26 protein-coding genes and 1 other annotated feature are annotated in these 22,699 nt (G+C 37.1%); of the genes, 1 reads left to right on the forward strand and 25 read right to left on the reverse strand.

Annotated elements, in window-relative coordinates; genetic code table 11:
• Positions 1-432: 432 nt before the first annotated feature.
• The gene (locus tag KHA94_RS14755) at positions 433-969 is read left to right on the forward strand and encodes a transcription repressor NadR (protein WP_213102881.1); all 537 of its coding nucleotides are present in this window, start codon (positions 433-435) and stop codon (positions 967-969) included.
• Positions 970-1,318: 349 nt separating this feature from the next.
• Here KHA94_RS14755 and pheA read toward each other — a convergent pair whose 3' ends face one another.
• The 25 genes from pheA to KHA94_RS14880 form a co-directional block, all read right to left on the reverse strand.
• Positions 1,319-2,191, reverse strand: a complete 873-nt coding sequence (gene pheA / locus KHA94_RS14760) for a prephenate dehydratase (RefSeq protein ID WP_213102882.1) — start codon at positions 2,189-2,191, stop codon at positions 1,319-1,321.
• Positions 2,192-2,389: 198 nt separating this feature from the next.
• Positions 2,390-2,845 (reverse strand): ACT domain-containing protein, encoded by a 456-nt coding sequence (locus tag KHA94_RS14765; protein ID WP_213102883.1) that lies wholly within the window; start codon positions 2,843-2,845, stop codon positions 2,390-2,392.
• Between the two features lie 27 nt (positions 2,846-2,872).
• Positions 2,873-4,159 carry a GTPase ObgE gene (gene obgE / locus KHA94_RS14770; RefSeq protein ID WP_213102884.1) on the reverse strand — a complete coding sequence of 429 codons (1,287 nt, stop codon included), beginning with the start codon at positions 4,157-4,159 and terminating at the stop codon, positions 2,873-2,875.
• A gap of 75 nt (positions 4,160-4,234) precedes the next feature.
• Positions 4,235-4,792 (reverse strand): sporulation initiation phosphotransferase B, encoded by a 558-nt coding sequence (locus tag KHA94_RS14775; protein ID WP_213102885.1) that lies wholly within the window; start codon positions 4,790-4,792, stop codon positions 4,235-4,237.
• Positions 4,793-4,947: 155 nt separating this feature from the next.
• Positions 4,948-5,241, reverse strand: a complete 294-nt coding sequence (rpmA, locus tag KHA94_RS14780; RefSeq protein WP_066292897.1) for a 50S ribosomal protein L27 — start codon at positions 5,239-5,241, stop codon at positions 4,948-4,950.
• Positions 5,242-5,586 carry a ribosomal-processing cysteine protease Prp gene (locus KHA94_RS14785; RefSeq protein WP_213102886.1) on the reverse strand — a complete coding sequence of 115 codons (345 nt, stop codon included), beginning with the start codon at positions 5,584-5,586 and terminating at the stop codon, positions 5,242-5,244.
• 10 nt (positions 5,587-5,596) lie between these two features.
• Positions 5,597-5,905 carry a 50S ribosomal protein L21 gene (rplU, locus tag KHA94_RS14790; RefSeq protein WP_213102887.1) on the reverse strand — a complete coding sequence of 103 codons (309 nt, stop codon included), beginning with the start codon at positions 5,903-5,905 and terminating at the stop codon, positions 5,597-5,599.
• Between the two features lie 13 nt (positions 5,906-5,918).
• Positions 5,919-6,066: a sequence feature (ribosomal protein L21 leader region), on the reverse strand.
• A gap of 49 nt (positions 6,067-6,115) precedes the next feature.
• Positions 6,116-7,573 (reverse strand): Rne/Rng family ribonuclease, encoded by a 1,458-nt coding sequence (locus KHA94_RS14795; RefSeq protein ID WP_213102888.1) that lies wholly within the window; start codon positions 7,571-7,573, stop codon positions 6,116-6,118.
• 21 nt (positions 7,574-7,594) lie between these two features.
• A complete protein-coding gene (locus KHA94_RS14800) occupies positions 7,595-8,461 on the reverse strand; it encodes a M50 family metallopeptidase (RefSeq protein ID WP_213102889.1) in 867 nt (288 codons plus the stop codon).
• Positions 8,454-9,230 (reverse strand): M23 family metallopeptidase, encoded by a 777-nt coding sequence (locus KHA94_RS14805; RefSeq protein WP_213102890.1) that lies wholly within the window; start codon positions 9,228-9,230, stop codon positions 8,454-8,456. The genes KHA94_RS14800 and KHA94_RS14805 overlap by 8 nt, the downstream gene beginning before the upstream one ends.
• 94 nt (positions 9,231-9,324) lie before the next feature.
• Positions 9,325-10,128 carry a septum site-determining protein MinD gene (gene minD / locus KHA94_RS14810; RefSeq protein WP_213102891.1) on the reverse strand — a complete coding sequence of 268 codons (804 nt, stop codon included), beginning with the start codon at positions 10,126-10,128 and terminating at the stop codon, positions 9,325-9,327.
• A gap of 2 nt (positions 10,129-10,130) precedes the next feature.
• On the reverse strand, positions 10,131-10,808 hold the full coding sequence (minC, locus tag KHA94_RS14815) for a septum site-determining protein MinC (protein WP_213102892.1): 678 nt from the start codon (positions 10,806-10,808) through the stop codon (positions 10,131-10,133).
• 312 nt (positions 10,809-11,120) lie between these two features.
• A complete protein-coding gene (gene mreD, locus KHA94_RS14820) occupies positions 11,121-11,636 on the reverse strand; it encodes a rod shape-determining protein MreD (RefSeq protein WP_213102893.1) in 516 nt (171 codons plus the stop codon).
• Entirely contained in the window at positions 11,633-12,517 is an 885-nt protein-coding gene (gene mreC, locus KHA94_RS14825) for a rod shape-determining protein MreC (RefSeq protein ID WP_213102894.1), read from the reverse strand. The genes mreD and mreC overlap by 4 nt, the downstream gene beginning before the upstream one ends.
• Before the next feature lie 199 nt (positions 12,518-12,716).
• Positions 12,717-13,733: a rod shape-determining protein gene (locus KHA94_RS14830; protein WP_213102895.1), complete on the reverse strand. Its 1,017-nt coding sequence runs from the start codon at positions 13,731-13,733 to the stop codon at positions 12,717-12,719.
• A gap of 193 nt (positions 13,734-13,926) precedes the next feature.
• Positions 13,927-14,616 carry a RadC family protein gene (gene radC, locus KHA94_RS14835; protein ID WP_213102896.1) on the reverse strand — a complete coding sequence of 230 codons (690 nt, stop codon included), beginning with the start codon at positions 14,614-14,616 and terminating at the stop codon, positions 13,927-13,929.
• A gap of 57 nt (positions 14,617-14,673) precedes the next feature.
• Positions 14,674-15,252 (reverse strand): Maf family protein, encoded by a 579-nt coding sequence (locus tag KHA94_RS14840; RefSeq protein WP_213102897.1) that lies wholly within the window; start codon positions 15,250-15,252, stop codon positions 14,674-14,676.
• Between the two features lie 254 nt (positions 15,253-15,506).
• Positions 15,507-16,595: a hypothetical protein gene (locus KHA94_RS14845; RefSeq protein ID WP_213102898.1), complete on the reverse strand. Its 1,089-nt coding sequence runs from the start codon at positions 16,593-16,595 to the stop codon at positions 15,507-15,509.
• A gap of 83 nt (positions 16,596-16,678) precedes the next feature.
• A complete protein-coding gene (locus KHA94_RS14850) occupies positions 16,679-17,491 on the reverse strand; it encodes a pilus assembly protein PilO (protein WP_213102899.1) in 813 nt (270 codons plus the stop codon).
• A complete protein-coding gene (locus KHA94_RS14855; protein ID WP_213102900.1) occupies positions 17,488-18,114 on the reverse strand; it encodes a fimbrial protein in 627 nt (208 codons plus the stop codon). Before KHA94_RS14855 ends, KHA94_RS14850 begins: the two co-directional genes overlap by 4 nt.
• 2 nt (positions 18,115-18,116) lie before the next feature.
• Positions 18,117-19,109, reverse strand: a complete 993-nt coding sequence (gene pilM, locus KHA94_RS14860; RefSeq protein ID WP_213102901.1) for a type IV pilus biogenesis protein PilM — start codon at positions 19,107-19,109, stop codon at positions 18,117-18,119.
• 30 nt (positions 19,110-19,139) lie between these two features.
• The gene (locus KHA94_RS14865) at positions 19,140-19,892 is read right to left on the reverse strand and encodes a prepilin peptidase (RefSeq protein ID WP_213102902.1); all 753 of its coding nucleotides are present in this window, start codon (positions 19,890-19,892) and stop codon (positions 19,140-19,142) included.
• 14 nt (positions 19,893-19,906) lie between these two features.
• On the reverse strand, positions 19,907-20,353 hold the full coding sequence (locus KHA94_RS14870) for a prepilin-type N-terminal cleavage/methylation domain-containing protein (protein WP_213102903.1): 447 nt from the start codon (positions 20,351-20,353) through the stop codon (positions 19,907-19,909).
• 97 nt (positions 20,354-20,450) lie between these two features.
• A complete protein-coding gene (locus tag KHA94_RS14875; RefSeq protein ID WP_213102904.1) occupies positions 20,451-21,656 on the reverse strand; it encodes a type II secretion system F family protein in 1,206 nt (401 codons plus the stop codon).
• 1 nt (position 21,657) lies between these two features.
• A complete protein-coding gene (locus KHA94_RS14880; RefSeq protein WP_213102905.1) occupies positions 21,658-22,698 on the reverse strand; it encodes a type IV pilus twitching motility protein PilT in 1,041 nt (346 codons plus the stop codon).
• Between the last annotated feature and the right edge of the window lies 1 nt (position 22,699).

Consider the following 22,699-nt stretch of genomic DNA (forward strand, 5'->3'; position numbering starts at 1 on the left):
ATAAAACATAAAAGCCTTCTAAAAGGTGACATTGCTTCTGCAACACTCCCTATTGTTAGAAAAAAGAAATCTTTCGCTTTTTTCAAGGTTTTCAAAGATAATAAGAATATGGAATATAATGCTGAGCTGGTAACATATGAAATATTTTGATTATGCAGCAACGTGGCAATTGATGAAATAGGCAGCTGAAGTTTGTATAAAAGCTTCAACTGAGTTTTTCTGAAACTCACGAACCTTTCATAATACGGGCAGTGGATACTCGCAGCTTATTAGAATCCTGCAAGAGTGAATCTACACGAACCATTAGGTTTATAAACTATTTGGCCTGAATTGGATTAGCTATCCACATAGTCTGCTTTTCCAAATGGATTTTTTATTAGCCTGTCAATTGTGATAAAATGGAACATTATTGGTAAAGAGGGAGATTAAAAAATGAAGGAACAGAAAAAAGTGCTCGGTGAGGAAAGAAGAGAGCTTCTGCTCCAGCTATTGAAAGAAAAAGAGGAACCCATAACTGGAAGCGATCTCGCTACGAGAACAAATGTGAGCAGACAAGTTATTGTTGGTGATATTACTTTGTTAAAAGCAAAAGGGGAGCCTATAATAGCAACAAGCCAAGGGTATATGTATTTATTGCAGGGATCCCTTGCAAATACGATTGAACGAACAATAGCTAGTTCCCATCCTCCAGACAGAACAGAAGATGAGCTTAATTTACTAGTAGACCACGGAGTTACAGTCAAGGATGTAAGGATCGAACACCCAGTATATGGAGACTTAACAGCTTCTGTCATGGTTTCAAACCGGAAAGAGGTAAGAGAATTCATCGAAAAAATAAAAACGACGAACGCCTCTTACTTATCCGAGCTTACTGAAGGAATTCACCTTCACACCATTTCAGCATCCTCTGAACAGAAACTGGAAGAAGCAATTAAAGCATTAAAGAGAGCCTATTTTTTAGTTGAATAAAGAAAGGCAGAAGCTCCTTCGAAACAATTTAAGGTCAGATTGTTCCTGGGATGAATTATTCAAAGAAACTTTCCTTGGCTCTAAGCCTCTGGCATTGCAATAGACGAGCCCTTTCAGAAAACATTCTTAGCCTTCTGAAGGGGCTTGGCAAGACTTTCGACCCTAAAAGAGTCACTACTAGTCAAGCTTGTGACCTCGAGGTTAACAAACACGCGACGTCCTTCCAAAAGCTTCACGATTGGCTCATGCCATGTATTTGCTACCGATGCATTCCTTGTAGAGCTAGATAGTTCTCAAACTCGAAAAAACTTCCTCTTTTTAATATTGAATCCTCTTGTTTGCCTTCTGTTTATCTAACCTTGCATTTTTCCATTCCAAGTTGATAATAAGGATAGCTTCCTAAAATTTTTACTTTACAATCTAATGCCTCTAATTCTGATACGACACCAGGTATTAAAACATCGTCCTGCTTCATGTCAACATCAATGATAAAAAAATAATTACCGAGTCCTGTTTTCATTGGCCTTGATTCAATTTTTGAAAGGTTTAACTTTCTCCATGCAAAAGCAGAAAGGACTTGATGCAGAGCGCCTGCACGATCTGAAGGCAATGTAATCATGACAGTTGTTTTGTAACCCTTAAAAGAGTCTTTCTCTTCACGAAAAGGAAATGGCTTCTTTGATAGTACAATAAACCGAGTATGATTATAGCTTACATCGTGAATATCCTCACGTACAATCTCAAGTCCATATTCTTTAGCCGCAAGCTCGTTTGCAATAGCTCCCGCTTTAATGTCCGGATTTTCCTTAACAAATTGAGCTGCCGCAGCTGTAGAAGTCGTTTTTTCACAAGGGGTTCCCTTTAATTCTTTATGTAAAAACTTATGACATTGTGCAAGTGCGTGTGAATGGCTATAAACGACTCCAGTTTCCTTCCATTTTTTCGAATTTGCTGGATGCACCATGAAATGCTGGCGAATTGGACAAGTAATTTCTCCAATAATCGGATAATCCACTTCATGAACTAAATAATCGAGAGTTATATTAACGGATCCCTCAAGTGCATTCTCAAGTGGAACAACCGCCATTTCTATTTCATCCCCCATTAAAGCATCGAAGCAATCGGGAATGGTTGAAAATGGAACTGCTTTTTCTTTAGGAAACATTTCACGAACAGCAATATCCGTAAATGTTGCTTTCGGACCTAAATACCCTACTTTCACGATTATCTCTCCCTTGAATCACTTCTTTATACATTACTAATACTTTATCACTTTAAACAGAGGATGTGTGTAAAAATTAAAAAAATTCACTCGATCCCTATACAGATTATTTACATAAGATCCTTATATTGAAAAAAATTTCGTTTACTAAGTCCTTTTAGTTAAAAAAACAGTGCTTGAACAGGCACACATATAAAATTATGCACCTGAACCAAGCACTTCAACTTTTTCTACAAATTCTAATCTTCTTAACTTTGTTAGCAATTCTTCAATTTCAATTTCCATTTTCGTTACATTAAGGGATAGTGTAATATTGGCTCTACCCTGTAAAGGTATTGTCTGATGAATTGTAAGGATATTACATCCTGCTGAAGCAACAACGCTCAATAGTTGGGACAAGGTACCTGAGCGATCCTCTAAATAAAAAAACAATGTTATTATTTTTTCTTTGACAACAGTATGAAAAGGAAAAACTGTATCTCGATATTTATAAAAAGCACTTCTACTTAAATCAACCTTTTGAACAGCATCCCATACAGACTCAGCTCTTCCTCTTTCTATCATTTCTTTTGCATCTAACGTTTTCTTCATTGCTTCTGGAAGAACATCTTCTCGAACTAAGAAAAATTTCTTATCGAATTTATCATGTCTCATATATACACTCCATTTAAACTTTAGAGATTATTCAATAAACTCGAATTCATAATCAAGCAGCTTTACCGTATCCCCATCCTTCGCACCTTTTTCACGAAGGGCATCATCGACACCCATTCCGCGAAGCTGTCTAGAAAAACGTCGGACAGATTCATCTCTTGTGAAGTCAGTCATTTTAAATAGCTTCTCAATCGCATCACCAGATACAATAAATGTGCCAGCAGAATCTCTTGTGATAACAAATTCGGTTAGTTCAGCTTCATGCTTATAAACTACACGATGAATACCTGTTTCTTCTTCTTGATGTAATGGGAATTCTGGTGTTTCTTCAATTTTATCAGCAATAGCAAATAATAATTCTCTTAACCCCTGTCTAGTGATGGCAGAGATTGGGAAGATTGGATAATCCTCTTTCATTTGCTCTTTAAACGTTTGAAGATTTTCTTCTGCACCAGGCATTTCCATTTTATTTGCCACAATGATTTGTGGCCTTTCGGTTAAGCGTAAATTGTACTCTTTCAATTCTTTATTAATGGTTAAATAATCTTCATAAGGATCTCTACCCTCGATTGCCGCCATATCAATGACATGGACGATAACCCGAGTGCGCTCAATATGTCTCAAGAACTGATGGCCAAGCCCTACTCCAGAGTGTGCACCTTCAATTAAACCCGGAAGATCGGCTAAAACAAAGCTGCGGTTATCCTCTGTTTCAACCATCCCTAAATTTGGCGCAATTGTAGTAAAATGATATTCTGCAATTTTCGGTCTTGCAGAAGAAACAACAGATAAAAGAGTTGATTTCCCTACACTTGGGAAGCCTACAAGTCCTGCATCTGCTAGAAGTTTTAATTCAAGAACGACATCCCTCTCAATTCCAGGCTCACCATGCTCAGATAATTCCGGAGCAGGATTTGATGGGGTTGCAAATCGTGTGTTTCCTCTGCCGCCCCTTCCGCCTCTTGCAATTACCGTCCTCTGCCCATGTTCAGTTAGGTCAGCTATTACTTCATTTGTTTCAGCATCTGTTACAACAGTACCAGGTGGAACCTTCACGATCATGTCCTTCGCATTTCGGCCATGTTGATTTTTGGACATACCGTGTTCACCACGAGGAGCCTTGAAATGACGTTGATAACGGAAATCCATTAGAGTACGCAAGCCTTCATTGACCTCGAATACTACATCTGCGCCTTTCCCACCGTCTCCTCCAGCAGGTCCGCCCTTTGGTACATATTTTTCGCGGCGAAAAGCGACCATCCCATTGCCGCCATCTCCACCTTTTACATAAATTTTTACCTGATCGACAAACATATTATTCCTCCTGTCTTAGCTGTCCTTACATTCTGACAGCAAGAACCGTTAGTTTTACCTATGTAGATATGAAAATCATTTTGGCTTTGGATTATTACTTGAAGGGATTAAAAATTCCAGGGAAAGCTCTTTTTCTGTGAAAGCATGAACATCTATTTCGGGAAAAGAAGTACTCTTTTTTTTCAAAAATAACTCAATTTGTTTCTTATCTGTTATTATTCCTCTAAAATCAAAAAAGAAACGGGTTCCCTCTATCTGAGGATCAATTGTGACTGATAAATGATTCTCGTAAAAACGCTTTATAGATGAGTTCAGGCAGAGAAAAAAAGTTTCGGTCCAATTTGTAAGCAAATCATCGTCCAAGTGATCGATTTTCGAGCATTCCAATATATCATATTCTACTTGAAACAAATGATTTTCCCAATTATATGTAAGAAGCAATGAGGCGAATTGAGGAATATTCAAATTAGAAAGCTTAGCTTCCTGCTGGGCCTCTACAACAATTTCATCGATAATTTCCTTTGCCCGGTCTATTTTATTTAGTGCTAGATTGCCTTTTATTAGTTGGATTTTATTTAGCCAGTCGTGGCGTGCATAGCGCAGCACCTCGATCATATTCCAATCTGTTCTCATAAATGCACTCCTACACAGTAAATTAAGTGTCAGAAGACTGCTTGCTGTTAGTATATCAAAAAACGAAGCAGCCGTAAGCAATTATTACTAAATAATCAACACATATAACCAAAAAGAAAACTCTAACCTTAATGGTTAGAGTTTCCACCAGAAGCCTAAGCTTCTTGAGCTACAGGATATACGCTAACTTGCTTACGATCACGGCCAAGGCGCTCGAATTTAACTACACCGTCCACTTTCGCGAAAAGTGTATCATCTCCACCTTTACCAACATTCACTCCAGGATAGATTCTTGTTCCGCGTTGACGGTATAGGATAGAACCGCCAGTTACGAATTGACCGTCTGCACGCTTAGCACCAAGGCGCTTAGCGATTGAGTCACGACCGTTCTTAGTCGAACCTACTCCCTTTTTAGATGCGAATAACTGAAGATCTAATTTTAGTAACATTTACTCCACCTCCTGCTTTTTGAAGGTCATTTTTATATGCTGTCCGTATTCCTCTTCAATCGTCTGCAATGAGACAACCATTCCTTCTAAAAGAAGTTGAATTTTCTCATTTGTAGATTCCGGTAAATCAGCCGGAATTACACAGTGGAGAAAGCCATCCTTGTTTTGTTCAATTTCGGGCGTAATGCCGGTTAGGGCATGTACCGCATTAATTGCACCAACAGATACAGCAGATACGCCTGCACAGACGATATCATTTCCTCTTTTAGCAAAGAAGGCATGGCCGCTAATTGTAAATGATTGAATCATACCAGAGCTTTTACGATTAATCGTAATATTAATCATTTTTTTCGCCTTAAGCGTTGATCTTTTCAATCACAACTTTAGTGTATGGTTGACGATGACCTTGCTTTTTGCGATAGTTTTTCTTTGACTTGTACTTGAAAACAATGATCTTTTTTGCACGACCTTGCTTTTCAACTTTAGCTGTAACAGTAGCACCTTCAACTACAGGGCTTCCTACTTTTACACTATCTCCGCCTACGAAAAGAACTTTGTCAAAAGTAACTGTTTCGCCAGCTTCAGTATTTAGCTTTTCGATGTAGATAGCTTGACCTTCTTCTACTCGTACTTGCTTACCACCAGTTTCAATAATCGCGTACATGAACTGCACCTCCTCTTAGACTAAGACTCGCCATCATCAGGCGTTTCACTCAAAAAGCTGAAAGTGCTTAGCATTCGGTTTAGGACCTCGAGCAAATGGCACTAGAGCTAGTCATAAATGAGCAAAAGCTTAAAACCTGTTCTGAGCGGTTGTAGCACGGGTGCGCTACAAACATAACATTAAAATCCTATCATAAATAGGTTTGAAGTGTCAATATACTTTTCCTTTTAACTCTTCCGCTTTTCCGAATTGACGAATTTCATAAAAGGGTTTTTCTGACTGTTTTTCAACAAAAATGATTTTGAGTCCAAGCATTTCCTCGATTCTCTTTTTATAGCTTTTCTCCTCACCAGAAAAGACCGTTTTCACTTCTTCAGAAGTATCGATTAAGACGGCCTCATGATCTGCTCCCGTATACCCCAATAGCTCACGCTCCAGGCGAAAAGCAACCGTTTCTGGACTTAATATTCGCCCAGTACCATCACAGGATGGGCACTTAACTGTAAGAGACTCTGAAATAGCTGGCTTTGTTTTTTTTCGCGTTAATTGAAGAATTCCCAGCGGAGTAAAGCCAACAAGATTTGTTCGTCTCTCATCCTTTTCTAATTCAGCTTTCATTATTTCTAAAATACAAAGCTTATCCTTTTCCTCTTTCATATCAATAAAGTCAATCAAAATCATGCCCCCGATATCACGAAGGCGGATTTGTCTTGCTGCCTCAACTGCAGCCCATTTATTTGTTTTCAAAATCGTTTCTCGGCGGTCATTTCTTCCGGAAAATTTCCCAGTATTTACATCAATGACGGCTAATGCCTCAGCTTCATCAAAAATTAGGTACGCTCCATTTTCTAACCATACAATTCGTTTTAACGCTTTTTCAATTTCATGTTCAAATCGAAAGGCTGAAAAAATATTTTCTTTCCCATTGTAAAGCTGGACATTAAGATGACTATTATTTTGAATTTCATGCTTGATAACTTGGTCATCGACAATAATTTCAGCAATATCCATTCTTGTTATTTCCTTCATGACCTCTTCTAAAAAAGAATTCTTTTCAAGCACGATTCTTGGCTTCTTAAAAGTGTTTGCTTTCGTAAGGAGTTCATTATACTCTTGCCGCAGCTCCTCTATTTCTGCTATTAATTTTTCTTGTTCCACATAACTGCTGGATGTCCGAAATATAAATCCCTCTTCTTGCTCTTTTAAATCGTACCCTAGTGTGCGCAAATCCGTTCTTGAACGGACATCTTCAATTTTTTTTGAAATGGCAACATATTTTCCATGTGGCATATATATTATGTTGTTACTTTGGAACTCTATAATGCCCGTAAGCCGAGGCCCCTTTGTTCCTGCTGCATCTTTTTCTACTTGAACTAGCAGTCTCTCTCCCTGGTGGACATAGGAAGAAATACTTAGAGACACTTTATCGTCATCCGCTTGGACAAATGAAGCTAGTTTGTCTCTATGCAAATATCCTTTTTTTCCTTCCCCGAGATCGACGAAAGCAGCATTCATTCCTGGAAGCACTTTTTCAACAATCCCCAAATAAATATTACCTACGGACGATTGATGACTCGGCTGATTAATTACAAGCTTTTCAACTTCATTATTCTTTAGTAATACATAGCGTTTTTCCCTTGTTAAATGGTTGATAATTAATGTATACAAACTAATTCCTCACTTAAATTACTAGTATGCGAATATTAGATCGCCGATCCGAGTAGTAATGTTCTTTTCCGAAAAATAGGCATGTAATAGCTCGTTTTCATCCATAGAACCTTTTTCTTTTCCATCCTTTTCAATAATAATTGGGTGCTTATAGCCACGTTGAAACTTCTCAAGCACGTGAATAACCAGTTCATTATCGTTTACGACAAGCGGTTTTAATTTAAGTACTTCACTGTCTTTCCCGTAATACCGTTCCAGAAGAAAACGAATAAAAATGTATCTGCTTTGCTTCCATTCATGGTAAAGCGAAAATAGCAAAAATGCAATTACGACCCAAATATTTAAATTTAACGGTGAAAATAATAAAATCATCACAGCAAAAATAGCCATACAGCAAGCAGATATTCGTAACGCTTGCCGATGTGCATTTGGAAATGCTTGCTTGAGTGAAAAAAAGAGAAAAACTAATTTTCCTCCATCCAAAGGCCAAATAGGCAACAGATTAAATAGCAAAACCATCAAATTATACTGAATAAATACATGATATAGTCCTTCGGAAAGGTAAGAAAATTGATATAGGATAAATGCCAGCCCCATCATCCAAAGATGCTGTAGAGGACCTGAAAGGATGACAATTACCTCTTCCTTTAATGGCCTATTCCCATGCTCATCCATTTCTGCTACTCCACCAAATGGCAAGAGAGATATCCTTTTTATCCGCCACGAAAAAAAAGACGCTGCTGCCGCATGCCCCATTTCATGTACAAAAATGATCAGCAAAAGTAATGACAATTCTAAAAAATGAGCGGTTAAAACTGCTAATCCAATTACTATCCAAAGTAGAGGGTGAATATGAATATATTTTATCAATCCTATCAATTTATTCAAATGGAATCACCTGTATAGGGTCAATAAAATCATCACCCTTTTTTATGGCGAAATAAAAAGAACCATTTATCCCATCTTCCTGTGCAGTTGCCGATCCTAGCTCTGTTCCTTTTTCTATATAATCCATAAATTTAACATTGATATTATCTAAATTTCCATACCATGATTCACTTTTATCCGCATGTTTGATAACGATAGTTTTACCAAATCCTTCTTTTTTTCCAGCGAATGTGACAAGCCCCTCACTCATTGCCACGACTGCGGCATCTTTGCTCGTTTCAATTGTAATCCTTTGTCCGTTCTCTTGAAAATCTTCCACAATTTTAGCTGATGCGGGCAATGCATATTCTGAGTTTGGTGATGAATCCTTCACGCCTTCTTTCTCATCTTTGAATGGCAATAATGCAAGTGGTTTCCCGAAACGATCTTCATACCAATTGGCAACAGTAACAAATTGAAAATCTTCCTCCATCGATTTTTTGACAAAATCTCTTGCAGGTTCAAATGTTTCTGCATTATTTTTAAACATAATTGCCACGATCAGAAATAAGCAAGCGGACAGTAGAATTTTAAACAAAAAATATTCTTTTCTAAATAGAGGATGATTTCTCTCACCTGTGCTCCCTTCATATGAATGTATTTTATCAAAGCCGTATCTTTCTTCATCTTCAGGCCACTTAATTTGTTTATTCGGATTCTTAGTCGTTCTTTCGCGTTCTCTTTTTCTATTCGCCACTCGTTTCCGTAGTTCATCTGCTCGTGATCTCATACTTCCCCACCATTCCCTTACAATCTTTTGTACAAGTCTATGAGTTGTCCATAGGGAGTATGACAGGAAAAAGCCAGGGATCAACTCCCTGGCTTTACTTAACACCAAAAAACTTTTTAATTTTCGAGAAGACGCCTAATGTTTCGGCCTCAAGTGGCTGAAGTGGGATAGATTCTCCCAAAATACGACGGGCAATATTGCGATAAGCAATGGATGCTTTACTGTTTGGATTTAATGCAATCGGTTCCCCGTGATTAGAAGCTTTAATGACCTCATCATCATCTGCAACGATTCCAATCAATTCAATAGAAAGATGGGTTGCAATTTCATCAACATCTAACATATCTCCATTTTTCATCAATTGATTACGAATACGGTTTATCACTAATTTTGGCGACTCTACATTTTCTTCTTTTTCAAGTAAGCCAATAATTCGATCAGCATCTCTTACAGCTGACACTTCTGGTGTTGTAACAACGATTGCCTTGTCAGCTCCAGCAACAGCATTTCTATATCCGTGCTCAATTCCAGCAGGACAATCGATGATAACATAATCATAATCTTGTTTCAATTCATTTATGAGCTCTTTCATTTGCTCTGGAGTTACTGCCGTCTTGTCGCTCGTTTGGGCAGCAGGCAGTAAATAAAGCAAATCCTCAAAACGCTTATCTTTTACTAGTGCTTGATGAATTTTACAACGCCCTTCCAATACATCAACTAAATCATAGATAATACGATTTTCAAGTCCCATCACAACGTCTAAATTTCGGAGGCCAATGTCTGTATCGACGAGGCAAACCCTTTTCCCTTGCAGAGCCAAAGATGTACCAATGTTCGCTGAGGTCGTTGTCTTTCCAACTCCACCTTTACCTGATGTAATGACAATTGCTACTCCCATACCTATTGTCCTCCTTCCAATCTAGTAATATTCGGTCTTAAATGCATTAACACTTGCAATCTATCAACCGTTATTTGATTTTTATCATTTATGTAAGCACATTCCATTTCTCTTTTTTCATCTTCTTGATAATTGTCAGGAGCTCTCGTAATGCAATCACCTATACGTATTTGTGAAGGCTTCATGACCGATGCTGCTACAATGGCTTTTTTATTTCCATAAAAGCCTGCATGAGCAATTCCTTTCAAAGCCCCCATAATAAAAATATTTCCACCTGCAATGACTGTTCCACCTGGATTAACATCACCGACGAGAAGCAAATCACCTGCAACATGCAAAACCTGGCCAGACCGAATAATTCTAGCAATTGAAACAATCTCTGTTTCTTCCTTTAATTTTGCTGCCTCTTCTTTTGTTATTACATTAGAGCTTATAGAATCAATAACAAGATTCTTCTTTTGTCTAATTAATTCTTTTAGCTCCTCCTCTTGTTCATTCGTTAAATATCTATTACCGACCTGAATTTTCACTGTAATTAAATGATCTTCACGGGATCTAGAGCTCTCCGAAAGCTTATAATCAAGCTCCCTTTTCAATTCTTCATAGGAACAAGAATCATCAAGTTGAAAGATTAACCCATCCTTTGTTCCTTTAATCATTACATTTTGAATTTTCTTCATGTCAAGATGTTCACCTCGTAAGAAAAGCGCAAAGAGCTTTTCTATTCCAAACCTAAGTTCAAAATAATATGTATTATGAATATTTTCAGCATTCCTATACGTAAATAAACGCAAGTTATCCCTAAAACAAGCATACCTTCTTTTATTAAAAATCAAAAGAGGAAATGCTAAGTTGAAGGGTATCAAAAATAAAATCTATTAGAATAATTCGACAGAAACAATGTAATATCCTTTTTTAGCTCAATATTATTCATTTAATAGACATGTGAAGCAAATGAAAAAGGACATCCCTCTAACGTCCTCTTTCATATACTATACATCTAGGCTTGCTGCTAAGTTTTCAAAATGCTTTTTGAGAGGATAAGCGACTATACACGTAATGACTAGATTAAAAATGACTGTTGGTATTAGTCGAAGTGAAACAAATGATGAAAAATCCATGCTTGTCTGGTGTATTAAGAAGTTCATCTCGTATACTCCCATTTCTAATAGGATAACCCCAATGATAGTCACTAATGATACCATAACAATATTTGTTTGAAGAATTTTCATAAGTTTTGATACGATATAGGATACTAAAGGGAAGATAAACAAATAGATCCCTATGATTTCCGTGTAAACAACATCGAATAGAAGACCAAAAATGAAGCTATAAATAATTCCATACTTTTTCGGACCATAAATTGTCAGAAATAATAAAGTTATCATTAAAAATCTTGGGACGATAATTCGAGCCTCATCAAGTAAACCTTTAGGAAAGAGTTCAATAAATATACTTTCCGAAATGAAGAGGAGTAATAATAAAAGAGGAAGAAGGAATTTTCTCACAGTTCCTCCTCCTCATCATCTATCATATCTTCTGGTTCTGGCTTTACCATACTTCTTTTTACAACCATGACATGTTCAATATCATAAAAATTCGCACCTGGTTTGACGAATGCGGTTTGTGTAAGGCCATACTCTGCTGGTGTAACATCTACGACCTTTCCAATTGGAAGGTTTTTCGGGAACACCCCACCCATTCCAGAACTGACAACATTTTGTCCTTTCTTAATCTTCGCATCATATGGAATTCCCTTTAATAATAAAAGTCCCTTATCTTTATCGTATCCTTCAATTAAGCCAAAATAACTTTCTCCATCTGCTTGAATTTCAGCTGAAATTCGATTTGTCGGGTCCATTGAACTCAATAGCTGTACTGTAGAAGTTAATTGTGAAGTGCTTTTCACTTTTCCAATTAAGCCATTTGCCGTTAAAACAGGCATATCTTGTTCGATTCCATCCTTTGTGCCCTTATTTATTGTAAGAAGCTCATTCCACCTATCTGGATTTCTTCCCACTACTGTTGCTTGTATAGGTTCAAAATCACTTAATGATTCTTTTTTATCAAGAATTTCACGGAGCTCAGCATTTTCCTTTTCCAGCATTTGTACATCCGATTCGAGACGAGCAAGTTCATCTAATCTTTTTTTCAACTCTTTATTTTCAGTATATGTATTTTGCAAGTCTTTCAGATTGTCAAAAAAACCAGCAACATAATGGGTTGGCCTTGAAACTGCCGTTTGCACCAAGCCAATCGTATCTTTAACAAATTGTTCTGGCCAGGTTAACTTTTCTCGTTCCTTTAAAGAAAACCCAATCAATGCCACGAGAATAATGATACTAACAAGCAAAATAATCAGGCGTTTATTCAGAAAAAACTGTGGCATTCCTTACACCTCATTTCTAGAGATTAGAGGTGAGAAGTTTGATTACGAGGTAACGGCGAATATGCCATTATCATTCATAATAACCTCATTCCCAAAACATAACCTCTAATTAAAAAAGTAAATACATAGGTGGAGCCCACTCACATTTTTATTTTGTGTGTGGGCTTAAATCACATAAAAGATTTTGTTCAGATTAATATTAACGAAAATCTTTCGATTTATTTTTAAATAAATCGATATGATCCAGCGCTTTTCCTGTACCGATCGCAACACAATCTAGAGGATTTTCAGCAATTAGAACTGGCATTTTCGTTTCTTCACTAATAACCTTGTCCAAATTCCGAAGTAAAGCGCCTCCACCCGTTAACACAATTCCACGATCCATAATATCTGCCGCAAGCTCAGGTGGTGTTTTTTCAAGCGTTACCTTTACAGCATCAACAATGGCATAAACTGTATCATGCAATGCTTTACAAATTTCCTCAGCAGTAATTTCAATTGTCTTCGGAAGTCCTGTCAAAAGATCCCTTCCACGAATTTCAAAGTTTTCAATTCCCTCAGGATCACCAGCTGAGCCTATTTCAACCTTAATTGTTTCAGATGTACGATCCCCTATTAAAAGATTATACCTTTTACGAATATAATTGATAATGGCGTCATCCATGTCATTTCCTGCAACTCGTACTGATTGGCTTGTAACAATTCCTCCCAGTGAAATAATCGCTACTTCTGTTGTTCCGCCGCCAATGTCAACGACCATACTTCCCGTTGGCTCCCATACAGGCAGATTTGCTCCAATAGCAGCTGCAAATGGCTCTTCAATCGGGTATGCATCTCTCGCTCCTGCTTGGCGAGTAGCATCAATAACTGCACGTTGTTCCACAGCAGTAATTCCTGAAGGAACACATACCATCACATAAGGTTTTCCGGAGAATAGACCTTTATTCTTAATCGCTTGCTTAATATAATATTTCATCATAACAGCTGTTGTCTCATAATCAGCAATAACCCCATCCTTCATAGGACGCAGGGCAACAATATTTCCCGGTGTTCGGCCGATCATATTTTTTGCATCATTCCCAACAGCGACAATATTTTTTGTGTCCGTTTGCAATGCAACAACTGAAGGCTCTCTTACAACAATTCCTTTTCCTTTTACATAGACAAGTGTATTAGCAGTACCTAAATCAATTCCAAGATCCTTTGTTCCAAACATGGTTGTATCTCCCTTTCTGATACGAAATGCAAAAAATAATTGGAGCTAAAACATTCATTAGCTTCAAAAAATTTATACAAATTTCAAATGCTTTGTTTTTTTAAAAAAACTGTGGTCAAATTGTGATAAATTTCATATTGACGTAAAAAAGCATAAATAATATTATAGCTTATCGTCAAATAAAAACATAGTGTTATAAATACCCTTTTTCCTTTAAACTCACAAATTTATTTTCCCCAATAATAAGATGATCGAGCACGTCAATTCCAATTATTTTTCCACATTCAGATAGACGCTTTGTCACCTCGATATCCTCTCTACTCGGAGTTGGATCACCACTCGGATGATTATGTGCACAAATGATGGAAGCCGCGGAACGCCTGAAAGCTTCTTTAAACACCTCTCTTGGGTGCACAATTGAGGCATTTAAGCTGCCGATAAAGATAGTCTGCTTGTGCAGAACTTGATTTTTTGTATTAAGATAAAGGCAAACAAAATGCTCCTGCGACAGGAATCTCATATCATTCATCACATATTTCGCACCATCCTCAGGAGAGCGAATCGTATAGCGATCGTCAAATGATAGATTTGATATTCTTCTGCCAATTTCTACAGCAGCTAACAGCTGAATTGCTTTTGCGGCTCCAATGCCTTTTATGGATGTAATTTCATCTAATGAGGCATCCTTTAATAATCTTAAACCTTCAAAATGCGTTAGAAGCCGATTAGACAGTTGTAGAACAGATTCATCCTTTGTCCCAGTTCGAAGTAGAATGGCTACTAGTTCATGAGTAGATAAACTTTGTGGTCCATTTTGGATAAACCGTTCCCTTGGACGTTCATCCTGTGGAAAATCCTTAATCAATAAGGATTGAGTTTGCATGTATTAATTCCTCCCTTATTATCACAGATGATAGGGAGTTTAAAGATGAACAAATAATTATTTAGAAAATGGCATCACATATCCTGCATTCCTTAATTCTCGAACTGTTTTTGAAATAGGGAGGCCCATGACAGAGAAATAGTCACCGTCTATCTTTTTGACTAGCATACTGCCGAAGCCTTGGATCCCGTATGCCCCCGCTTTATCAAACGGTTCACCGGTGTCAATGTAAGCATTTATTTCTTCATCCGAAAGCTCCCAAAACACCACGTCAGTTTTTACATAGAATTTAATTTCATTTTCAGGAGCAACAATCGAAACCCCCGTGTAAACAGAATGCTCTTTCCCAGACAATTTTTTTATCATCGAATACGCATCTGCCCTGTCCTTTGGTTTTCCTAAAACGATCTCGTCTAAAACAACGATTGTATCAGCACCAATTACAAATGAATTTTGGTGCTTCATACTTACCGCTCTTGCTTTTCTGCTGCTAAGCTCCATGACAATTTCTCCAGGGGTTAATGCGGGATCAAAGTTTTCATCAACATCACTGCTGGATACTTCAAATGTTATATGAAGATTTTCAAGAAGTTCTTTTCGTCGTGGAGAAGAAGAGGCTAAAATGAGGTTTTGCATATTATCACCTGACCTTATATTCGTATCAATTTGGGAGATACATTATAATCGTACCAAAATTTGATAGGACAAACAATTTTTAACCCGATAAAAAACGTAAATTTTGTTTTTTCTTCTGAAAAAGTTTTAAGAATGAATGCAGATAAAGGAGCCTGTAGAAAAATATTGCAACAGACTCCAATAATTATGCGTTATTTCCTAGAAAATATTCGATTTTGAGCGGATGATGTAAAAAGTTAGAGTGTTATGCAGATTTATGAAACAGAATGGAAGGTGGAAAGAAATCCTAATAAATGCTGTTGGAGTTTTGTCAACACATTAGAGTCGTTTGACTCACTATAAGATTTTAGCTGTGCATAAGCAAGGTCCAACTCACTTTTTAATAAGATGATTCCTTCATGCTTGAATTGATCCGTTTTACTAGCTTTTAAAATCGCAGCTTGCTTTTCGATATTTTTTAAAGTTTCTTCAGATATACTATTATCGACTGCAGCTTCTGTCGCACCTGCTGTCATTACTTCAAAAATTAACGGAACAGCTTCCATAAATTTTTTTTCTTCAGGAAGAAGACCAGCTATAGACTTCTCTTCGAATGAAATTGGTTTAGCAAAAACCTCAATGTCCTTTCCCTTTAATTGTTGACTCATCTCTTTAGCGTTCTCAATACTATCTGCCACACTTAAATAAAGAACGGCTTGCTCATTCATCTCAATGACTTGAGAAGGAATTCCTTTCTGAATATTATCCTCTTGAACTTGTTTTGCCGATTCTACAGTAGAGAACACTCCCCCTTGAATGACGAATGTCGAAAGTGATTTAACTATTACGGTCTCCGAGCCTGCCCCTTCTTTTTCTTCTGGGACTGGTTCAGTAATAGCTGGAAGTTCGGTTTCTGCCGTATTTTCAGTTATGACTAATTTCAACATAATAAAGCCGAAGCTTGTACCTAACAGAATGGCAAAAAAAACTGTAATAAAAACAGAAGAAAGCAGACCATTGCGATTATTCTTTTTCAAACTACTTCCGAAAGCAGCTAAACCTTTCTTGTTTATCTTTTTCGATTTAGTTGCTATTTTATATTCCGCTAAGTCCGATTGTTCAATAGTATCTTCAGGAAGGATCCAATCAAAGTTGTCATCGTCTGTTGTTTCTTGAGTTGCTGCTGCTTCATTTGAAGAAAAATAATCGAAATTAACCTTTTGATCTTCGTCTACTATCAATCTATCATTCTCTAAATCCTCTTGATTTAATTTATTCTCCGGAATCTTATTTTCTTCATATGAACGCTGATTTCCATTAATTTTTATCGTAATTGTTCTCCCTTTATCCGGCCTGTCCACCATTCGTCCTCCCTCCATGTCAATGGCTAATTTTGTTTCATCCTACCATATCAACAAAAAAAAATAACAAGACTTTTGTCGTCTTGTTACCTTGGATTTTCGTCAAATTTTTCAAGAGAATCATCTTTTTCTTTCTCAAATTCATTTGAAATATCTTCCGAAATACTAAACGGATTTTTTTTGCCGCTTGGCTTTGGAACTTCCATTTTTGGAAGTTGATCAATTAAATCAGTTAGATTTGGCATATAAAATGTTGCAATCGTGATTTGAGAAGTAATCAATTCTTTCTCTTGATCCGTAGAAATAACCTCTTCAAGTCCGTTAATTTCTAATTTTTCGACTAGAATGATACGCTCCTGAGATTCTAGTGTTTCAATAAATTTCTCCAGTTCAAAATAGCTCGGAGATTGAACAAATAGTACAGCAGTTGTTTTCTTCATTCCCGAAGGCATTGGAATATTTGATTTTTTATCGTCTACTTGTTCAGCCTCTGTATTATCAGTATTTATTTCTTCATTAGCTGTATTTGTATTTTCTGATTCATTCATGGGAGTTTCAATAATATCTCCATCAGTAAACTCCATCTCAAGTACTAAACTATCTGAAATGATCTCTGCTTTTTCTATATCAAGTAATAATTGTTCGACTAAAGGCTTAACTGGAATCTGTTTTTGCAGTGATTCTGTGCTTGTAAAAGTATCTGACTGTGGATCATCAGGTCTATGGCTTTCAACAGCTTCAAACAGCTTCTCCGCAGAACGCAATTCACTTTCTTTCGTAGATAAAGCTGATTTCAATGGCTGTAAATAGAAAAAGTAGAGTCCAGTAATAAACAAGATTAATATAATTACTCCCAAGATACCAATTTGCTTCTCTTTTTTAGAAAACTGAAGGGTCATGATTCATTCCCTCCTTGATTTTCCACTTGCAAATCTGCTTTTATTACTGATCGATTTAGAATTATTTCATAATTCGCAAGATAACGTGGAATATATTGGTTCTCATGTTCCATTTTCGACGTTTGTTCTGTCTCTTCTTCAGTTGGTTCATTCGCAGTTAAAGTAATTAGCCTTACATCCTCGATCCAATCTGCATCAAGCATAGATTTTAAATAGTAGGATGCTTCACGTTTTGTGTCAAATTGAACAAGCAACTGAATATTTCCTGTTTCCTCATATTGAAAGGATTGAATAAAACCTCGTTCAGGCAGCAACGCTGTAAATTTTCTTAATAAAGGAACTGTCTTAATTGGGTATTCCTTAGCCCATTCCACTGCTTTTTCTAATTCTTTCTGTGAATTTGCTGATTCCGCATCAGTTATCTTTTTCTCATCAATCTCAATTAATTGCTGTGTTGTTGAAATTTGCTGTTCAACTGTTTTTAATTTAGCTTTATAAGACTGGCCTACCCACATTGTAATGAATATGCCTACTAACAATAATAAGAAGAAGACTCCGACTAGCACAAAAAGAGCTGTATTTCTCGATTCCTTTTTCGGTAATAGGTTAATCTCAACGAGCATAATTACACCTCTTTTAATGCAAGTCCCAGAGCTAGATAATGCGTCCTCGGAAGACTATCTTCTGTTGCTGAAGTTATTGAATTAATATTTAAAGTTTGAAGGGGGACATCAAATCTCTTCTCCATTTCTTTTTTTATTAGGTCAAGAAACGGATGATCCCCATTTAGTAATATTTTTGACACTTGCTGCTTTCCTTGATTAATTGAATATCGATAGAAATCCATGAATTTACTTATTTCCTTATAAATATCCTCCAGTTGTAATAGCAGATCATTTGTTTCCCCGCTATACTGAAGCGCCTGCTTTCCATCCTTATTCATATGGATACTCCACTTATCTTCATCAAAATCTATTAATAAATGATGCATAAAAAATGGAAGGTGATTTTCAAAGATGCAGATGTTTACTACATTCGTATCAAACTGAACCATTAGCAGGCTTTCTGCCTTCCCTTGAAAACCCAATTGATGGTAAAGCCGATAAAGTGCAAGCGGAGAAATATCCGCCGCATCAGGTAGGAGTTTTACACCCGACAGTAAATTGGAGTATTCTAAAACATTTTCTTCATTACTGGCAAATACGAGAACTTCACTCTTTTCTTTCCCTTTCGAAACTATATATGTATCAAAGACAGGCTCATCGAATGGAAGATGGATTCTTGTACCAAGTTCTAAATATAAATAGCCATTGATTTCGTCATCCTTCACATCTGCTGGAATCTCGACTTTTCGAATGATGACAAAAGAGTCTGGCACAATAAAACGAACAAAACGCTTTTGAATCTTCCACTCTTCAATACATTCTTCTAGAATCATTGCCAAAGTACCATACTCAATAATCTTCCCATCTCTAATGATGCCAAACGGAATGAACCGCTCACCCCATCGTAGAATAATAGGCGGTTTCGTTTGCTTCAATTCAACAAATCGAATGGAATAATCATTGATAATAATATTAACCGTACGGTTTTTACGCGAAAAGACGGAAAGAGCCATATGAAAAACTCCTTAGTTAAAATCCTGTTGCTAATAAAGCACTAAATAATAATGGATGATCAAATCACCGTAAAAATAAGCTGTCAGTGTTCCAGCAGCAATAAAAGGACCAAAGGGAATCGGTTTTTTTCTTTTTAGTTTTCCTAGTATTAATCCAATAACACCAAAAAGAGCACCATATAAGGTTGCGATAAAAAAAGATAGCAGGACTAGTTTAATCCCTAGGACAAATCCAAGAACGGCAAACAGCTTAATATCTCCGCCCCCCATTCCTCCTTTGCTGATGACCGCAATAAGCAGAAGAAGAATAAATCCAACAGCTGCTCCTAATAAGGAATCCCACCATGGTTCAAGCGGAATGAAGATTCGTTCCAACAAAAAAATCCCCATGAAAAAAACAAGCACTTTATCAGGGATAATCATATAAGTGACATCAGAAACAAAAATAATTACAAGTAATGAGATTAGCGTCCATGCGACAAAAAGCTCACTTGTCCAGCCAAGAATGAGCGGGGCTCCAGCGAATAATACACCTGTTATGAGCTCAACAAGTGGATAAAGAGGAGAAATGCGCGCCTTGCATTGGCGACATTTCCCTCCTTGAATCACATATGAAAATACAGGAATCAGCTCGAATGCTGTAAGCTGATGCTGGCAATTAGGACAGGCTGAGCGTGGTGCGACGATTGATTTCTTTTGTGGCAGGCGCAGACCGACGACGTTGAAGAAGGAACCGAGTATTAGACCTAATATAAAAATAATAAATATTAATAAGATAGACATTTTATAACCATCCACTATTTTAGTTCAACATCAGAACGTTGTAATTCACTCGCTTTTTTAGAACCTTTAATGTAAGTGGTAGATTTACCTTTTATAGTGACCTTATATTCTTTTTCCTTAGTAGTAGTATTTTCTGATACTGCTACTGTTGTAGCACTTTTATCATAAATTTCTTTCGTATCACTAGGATCTTGGATTGTTTCTACAAACCCAGCTTTTATCAAATCATCTAATGTAACAGGTGATGTAGCAGAGGGGTTTTCAACAAAATACAATTTAGATGCATTTTGTAATTGTAGAGCGTTAGCAATATGAGCATCTTTCTTTGAATTCTCGATAATATTTCCAATTGCTGGAACTGCAATCGCCGCAATAATCCCCAAAATAACTACAACCGCTAGTAATTCAACAAGCGTCAACCCTCTTTGATCTTTTAATCTTTGTCCAATTTTCTTTAACATACTAACCTTCCTCTCATTTTTGTGATAAAAGCACTATTACTATTATACTGCTAGACTAGTATATTAAAAGTAAATTTTGTTAATATTTTGCAAACAATTAACCTATTTGATTAAATATTTCAAACATCGGGACCATAATCGATATGACGATTGTTCCAACTATGCCTGCAAGTAAGACAATCATGAGTGGTTCGATTAGAGATTTGATTCTATCTGTACTGTTTTCAACTTCTTTTTCATAGAAATCTGCTACTTTACCGAGCATAGCGTCGAGTACGCCTGTCTCTTCCCCGATCGCAATCATTTGTGTCAGCAGGGGCGGAAAGGCCCAATGCTTTTTCATTGGTTCTGTCAATGATTGGCCTTTTTCAAGTGAATTTCTTGATTGGCGAATAACTCGTGCCATTACTTCATTTTCTACGACTTTTTCAACGATGGACATAGCTTGTAAAATAGGGACTGAGCTTGTAAATAATGAGCTCATGGTCCTTGTCATCCTTGCTAATACAGCCTTTTGCAGCATCTTTCCAAACACAGGGATGCGTAGAATGAGTAAATCCAAATAGTATTTCGTATGTTGGTTCTTTCTTAGGATAGCAATTGTAATTCCAAAGGCAAGAATCAGCAATAGAATTAACCACCAATAAACCTGCATAAATTCGCTTGAGCTTAAAACAAAACGGGTAATAGCAGGCAGTTCACCGCCAAAGTCTTCAAACATGGCCACAAATGTTGGAACAACAGATACTAATAAGAAAATAACAACTGCGATTGCAATGATACCAACAACAACTGGATAAGCAAGTGCTGAAATAATTTTTTGCTTCGTGTTATGCTGCTTTTCAAAATGATCAGCAAGCCTTTCTAGTGTTTCATCCATATTCCCACCCGCTTCACCTGCTCTAACCATGTTGATAAATATAGGTGTGAATATTTTATTATTTTTTGCGGCAGAATCTGATAACGGAATCCCCTCACGCAGGTCTTGTTCGATATCGAGCAGAACTTTCCTTAATGGTTTACTCTCCGTTTGTGCAGCAAGTATTCTCGTAGAATCAACTACAGTTACACCCGCTTTTAATAAAGTTGAAAACTGTCTTAGGAAAATAACAAAATACTGAAGTTTAACAGGATTGCCAATGGAAATATCTTTTGTCAAGAAAGATTCAGGAATTTGGGCAATTTCAAGTACCCGAATATCTTCCTCCTTCAGCTTAAGCATTGCCTCTCTTTTGGAATTAGCTTGTATGACTCCCTCTTTTTTTCCTTTACGGTCTCTTCCTGAGTATTTAAATCGTGCCATACTAAATTAAAATCTCCTGTAAGTAGGGTTCTGCAGCTTCTTTTGAAATAATACCTGCATGAACGAGATCCTTAATGCTGTTCTCAAGTGTATGCATTCCTTGAGCACGCGACGTTTGCATAATGTTTATGATTTGATGGATCTTTTCATTGCGAATAAGATTGCCAACCGCCGCATTATTCATTAATATTTCTGTTGCTGCTTTCCGCCCTTCCCTATCTTCTCGCCGGAAAAGCCGCTGGGAAATGACCGCTACTAAAACAGACGCCAGTTGAATTCTAATTTGAGGCTGCTGGGAAGGTGGAAAGACATCAATTATTCGATTAATCGTTGCTGGAGCACTTGATGTATGCAGGGTTCCTAACACTAAATGCCCTGTCTCAGCTGCCGTAATCGCTGTTTGTATCGTTTCCAAGTCTCGCATTTCCCCGACAAGGATTATGTCAGGGTCCTGCCGAAGTGCTGCCCTTAGACCATTGGCAAAATTCATCGTATCAAAGCCAACTTCTCGCTGGTCAATAATCGAATTCCCATGCTTATGGAGATACTCAATTGGATCTTCAAGGGTAATAATATGTTTTCGCATCGTATTATTCATATACTGAATCATTGAAGCAAGGGTCGTTGATTTGCCGCTTCCAGTTGGACCGGTAACAAGGACTAGGCCCTGTGGAATTTCTGATATCTTCCGCAATATATTTGGCAATTCCAACTCATCAATGGATGGAATTTTCGTAGGAACCACCCTTATCGCCATAGAAATACAAGAACGTTGATGATATGTATTTACACGAAACCGAGAAACACCTGGAATGCCATATGAAAAATCTAATTCTCCCTTTTCCTTAAACTGCTCCCACATATGGTTCGGAATTATCGCTCTTGCCATACCTTCAGTCTCATTAGGCTTCAAAATCTCTTTCCCATATTTTTTTAATTCGCCATTAATCCGCATAATAGGTTGAACACCTACTGTTAAATGAAGATCTGAAGCTTTTAATTCAAACGCGGCGCGCAATAAATATTCTATTTTTTCCTTCACT

Origin of the sequence: Cytobacillus citreus, assembly GCF_018343665.1 — a bacterium.
GTDB classification, from domain to species: Bacteria; Bacillota; Bacilli; order Bacillales; family Cytobacillaceae; genus Cytobacillus; species Cytobacillus citreus.

Coding starts and splice junctions, on each gene's coding strand:
- KHA94_RS14765 (WP_213102883.1), bottom strand. CDS start 2,845: ATGAGACATGATAAATTCGATAAGAAATTTTTCTTAGTTCGAGAAGAT.
- KHA94_RS14775 (WP_213102885.1), bottom strand. CDS start 4,792: ATGAGAACAGATTGGAATATGATCGAGGTGCTGCGCTATGCACGCCAC.
- KHA94_RS14755 (WP_213102881.1), top strand. CDS start 433: ATGAAGGAACAGAAAAAAGTGCTCGGTGAGGAAAGAAGAGAGCTTCTG.
- pilM (WP_213102901.1), bottom strand. CDS start 19,109: ATGGCTCTTTCCGTCTTTTCGCGTAAAAACCGTACGGTTAATATTATT.
- minD (WP_213102891.1), bottom strand. CDS start 10,128: ATGGGAGTAGCAATTGTCATTACATCAGGTAAAGGTGGAGTTGGAAAG.
- KHA94_RS14875 (WP_213102904.1), bottom strand. CDS start 21,656: ATGGCACGATTTAAATACTCAGGAAGAGACCGTAAAGGAAAAAAAGAG.
- obgE (WP_213102884.1), bottom strand. CDS start 4,159: ATGTTTGTCGATCAGGTAAAAATTTATGTAAAAGGTGGAGATGGCGGC.
- radC (WP_213102896.1), bottom strand. CDS start 14,616: ATGCAAACTCAATCCTTATTGATTAAGGATTTTCCACAGGATGAACGT.
- mreC (WP_213102894.1), bottom strand. CDS start 12,517: ATGCCACAGTTTTTTCTGAATAAACGCCTGATTATTTTGCTTGTTAGT.
- rplU (WP_213102887.1), bottom strand. CDS start 5,905: ATGTACGCGATTATTGAAACTGGTGGTAAGCAAGTACGAGTAGAAGAA.
- KHA94_RS14850 (WP_213102899.1), bottom strand. CDS start 17,491: ATGACCCTTCAGTTTTCTAAAAAAGAGAAGCAAATTGGTATCTTGGGA.
- KHA94_RS14865 (WP_213102902.1), bottom strand. CDS start 19,892: ATGTCTATCTTATTAATATTTATTATTTTTATATTAGGTCTAATACTC.
- minC (WP_213102892.1), bottom strand. CDS start 10,808: ATGAAGAAAATTCAAAATGTAATGATTAAAGGAACAAAGGATGGGTTA.
- KHA94_RS14845 (WP_213102898.1), bottom strand. CDS start 16,595: ATGGTGGACAGGCCGGATAAAGGGAGAACAATTACGATAAAAATTAAT.
- KHA94_RS14840 (WP_213102897.1), bottom strand. CDS start 15,252: ATGCAAAACCTCATTTTAGCCTCTTCTTCTCCACGACGAAAAGAACTT.
- KHA94_RS14870 (WP_213102903.1), bottom strand. CDS start 20,353: ATGTTAAAGAAAATTGGACAAAGATTAAAAGATCAAAGAGGGTTGACG.
- KHA94_RS14785 (WP_213102886.1), bottom strand. CDS start 5,586: ATGATTAATATTACGATTAATCGTAAAAGCTCTGGTATGATTCAATCA.
- KHA94_RS14805 (WP_213102890.1), bottom strand. CDS start 9,230: ATGAGATCACGAGCAGATGAACTACGGAAACGAGTGGCGAATAGAAAA.
- KHA94_RS14830 (WP_213102895.1), bottom strand. CDS start 13,733: ATGTTTGGAACAAAGGATCTTGGAATTGATTTAGGTACTGCTAATACA.
- rpmA (WP_066292897.1), bottom strand. CDS start 5,241: ATGTTACTAAAATTAGATCTTCAGTTATTCGCATCTAAAAAGGGAGTA.
- KHA94_RS14855 (WP_213102900.1), bottom strand. CDS start 18,114: ATGCTCGTTGAGATTAACCTATTACCGAAAAAGGAATCGAGAAATACA.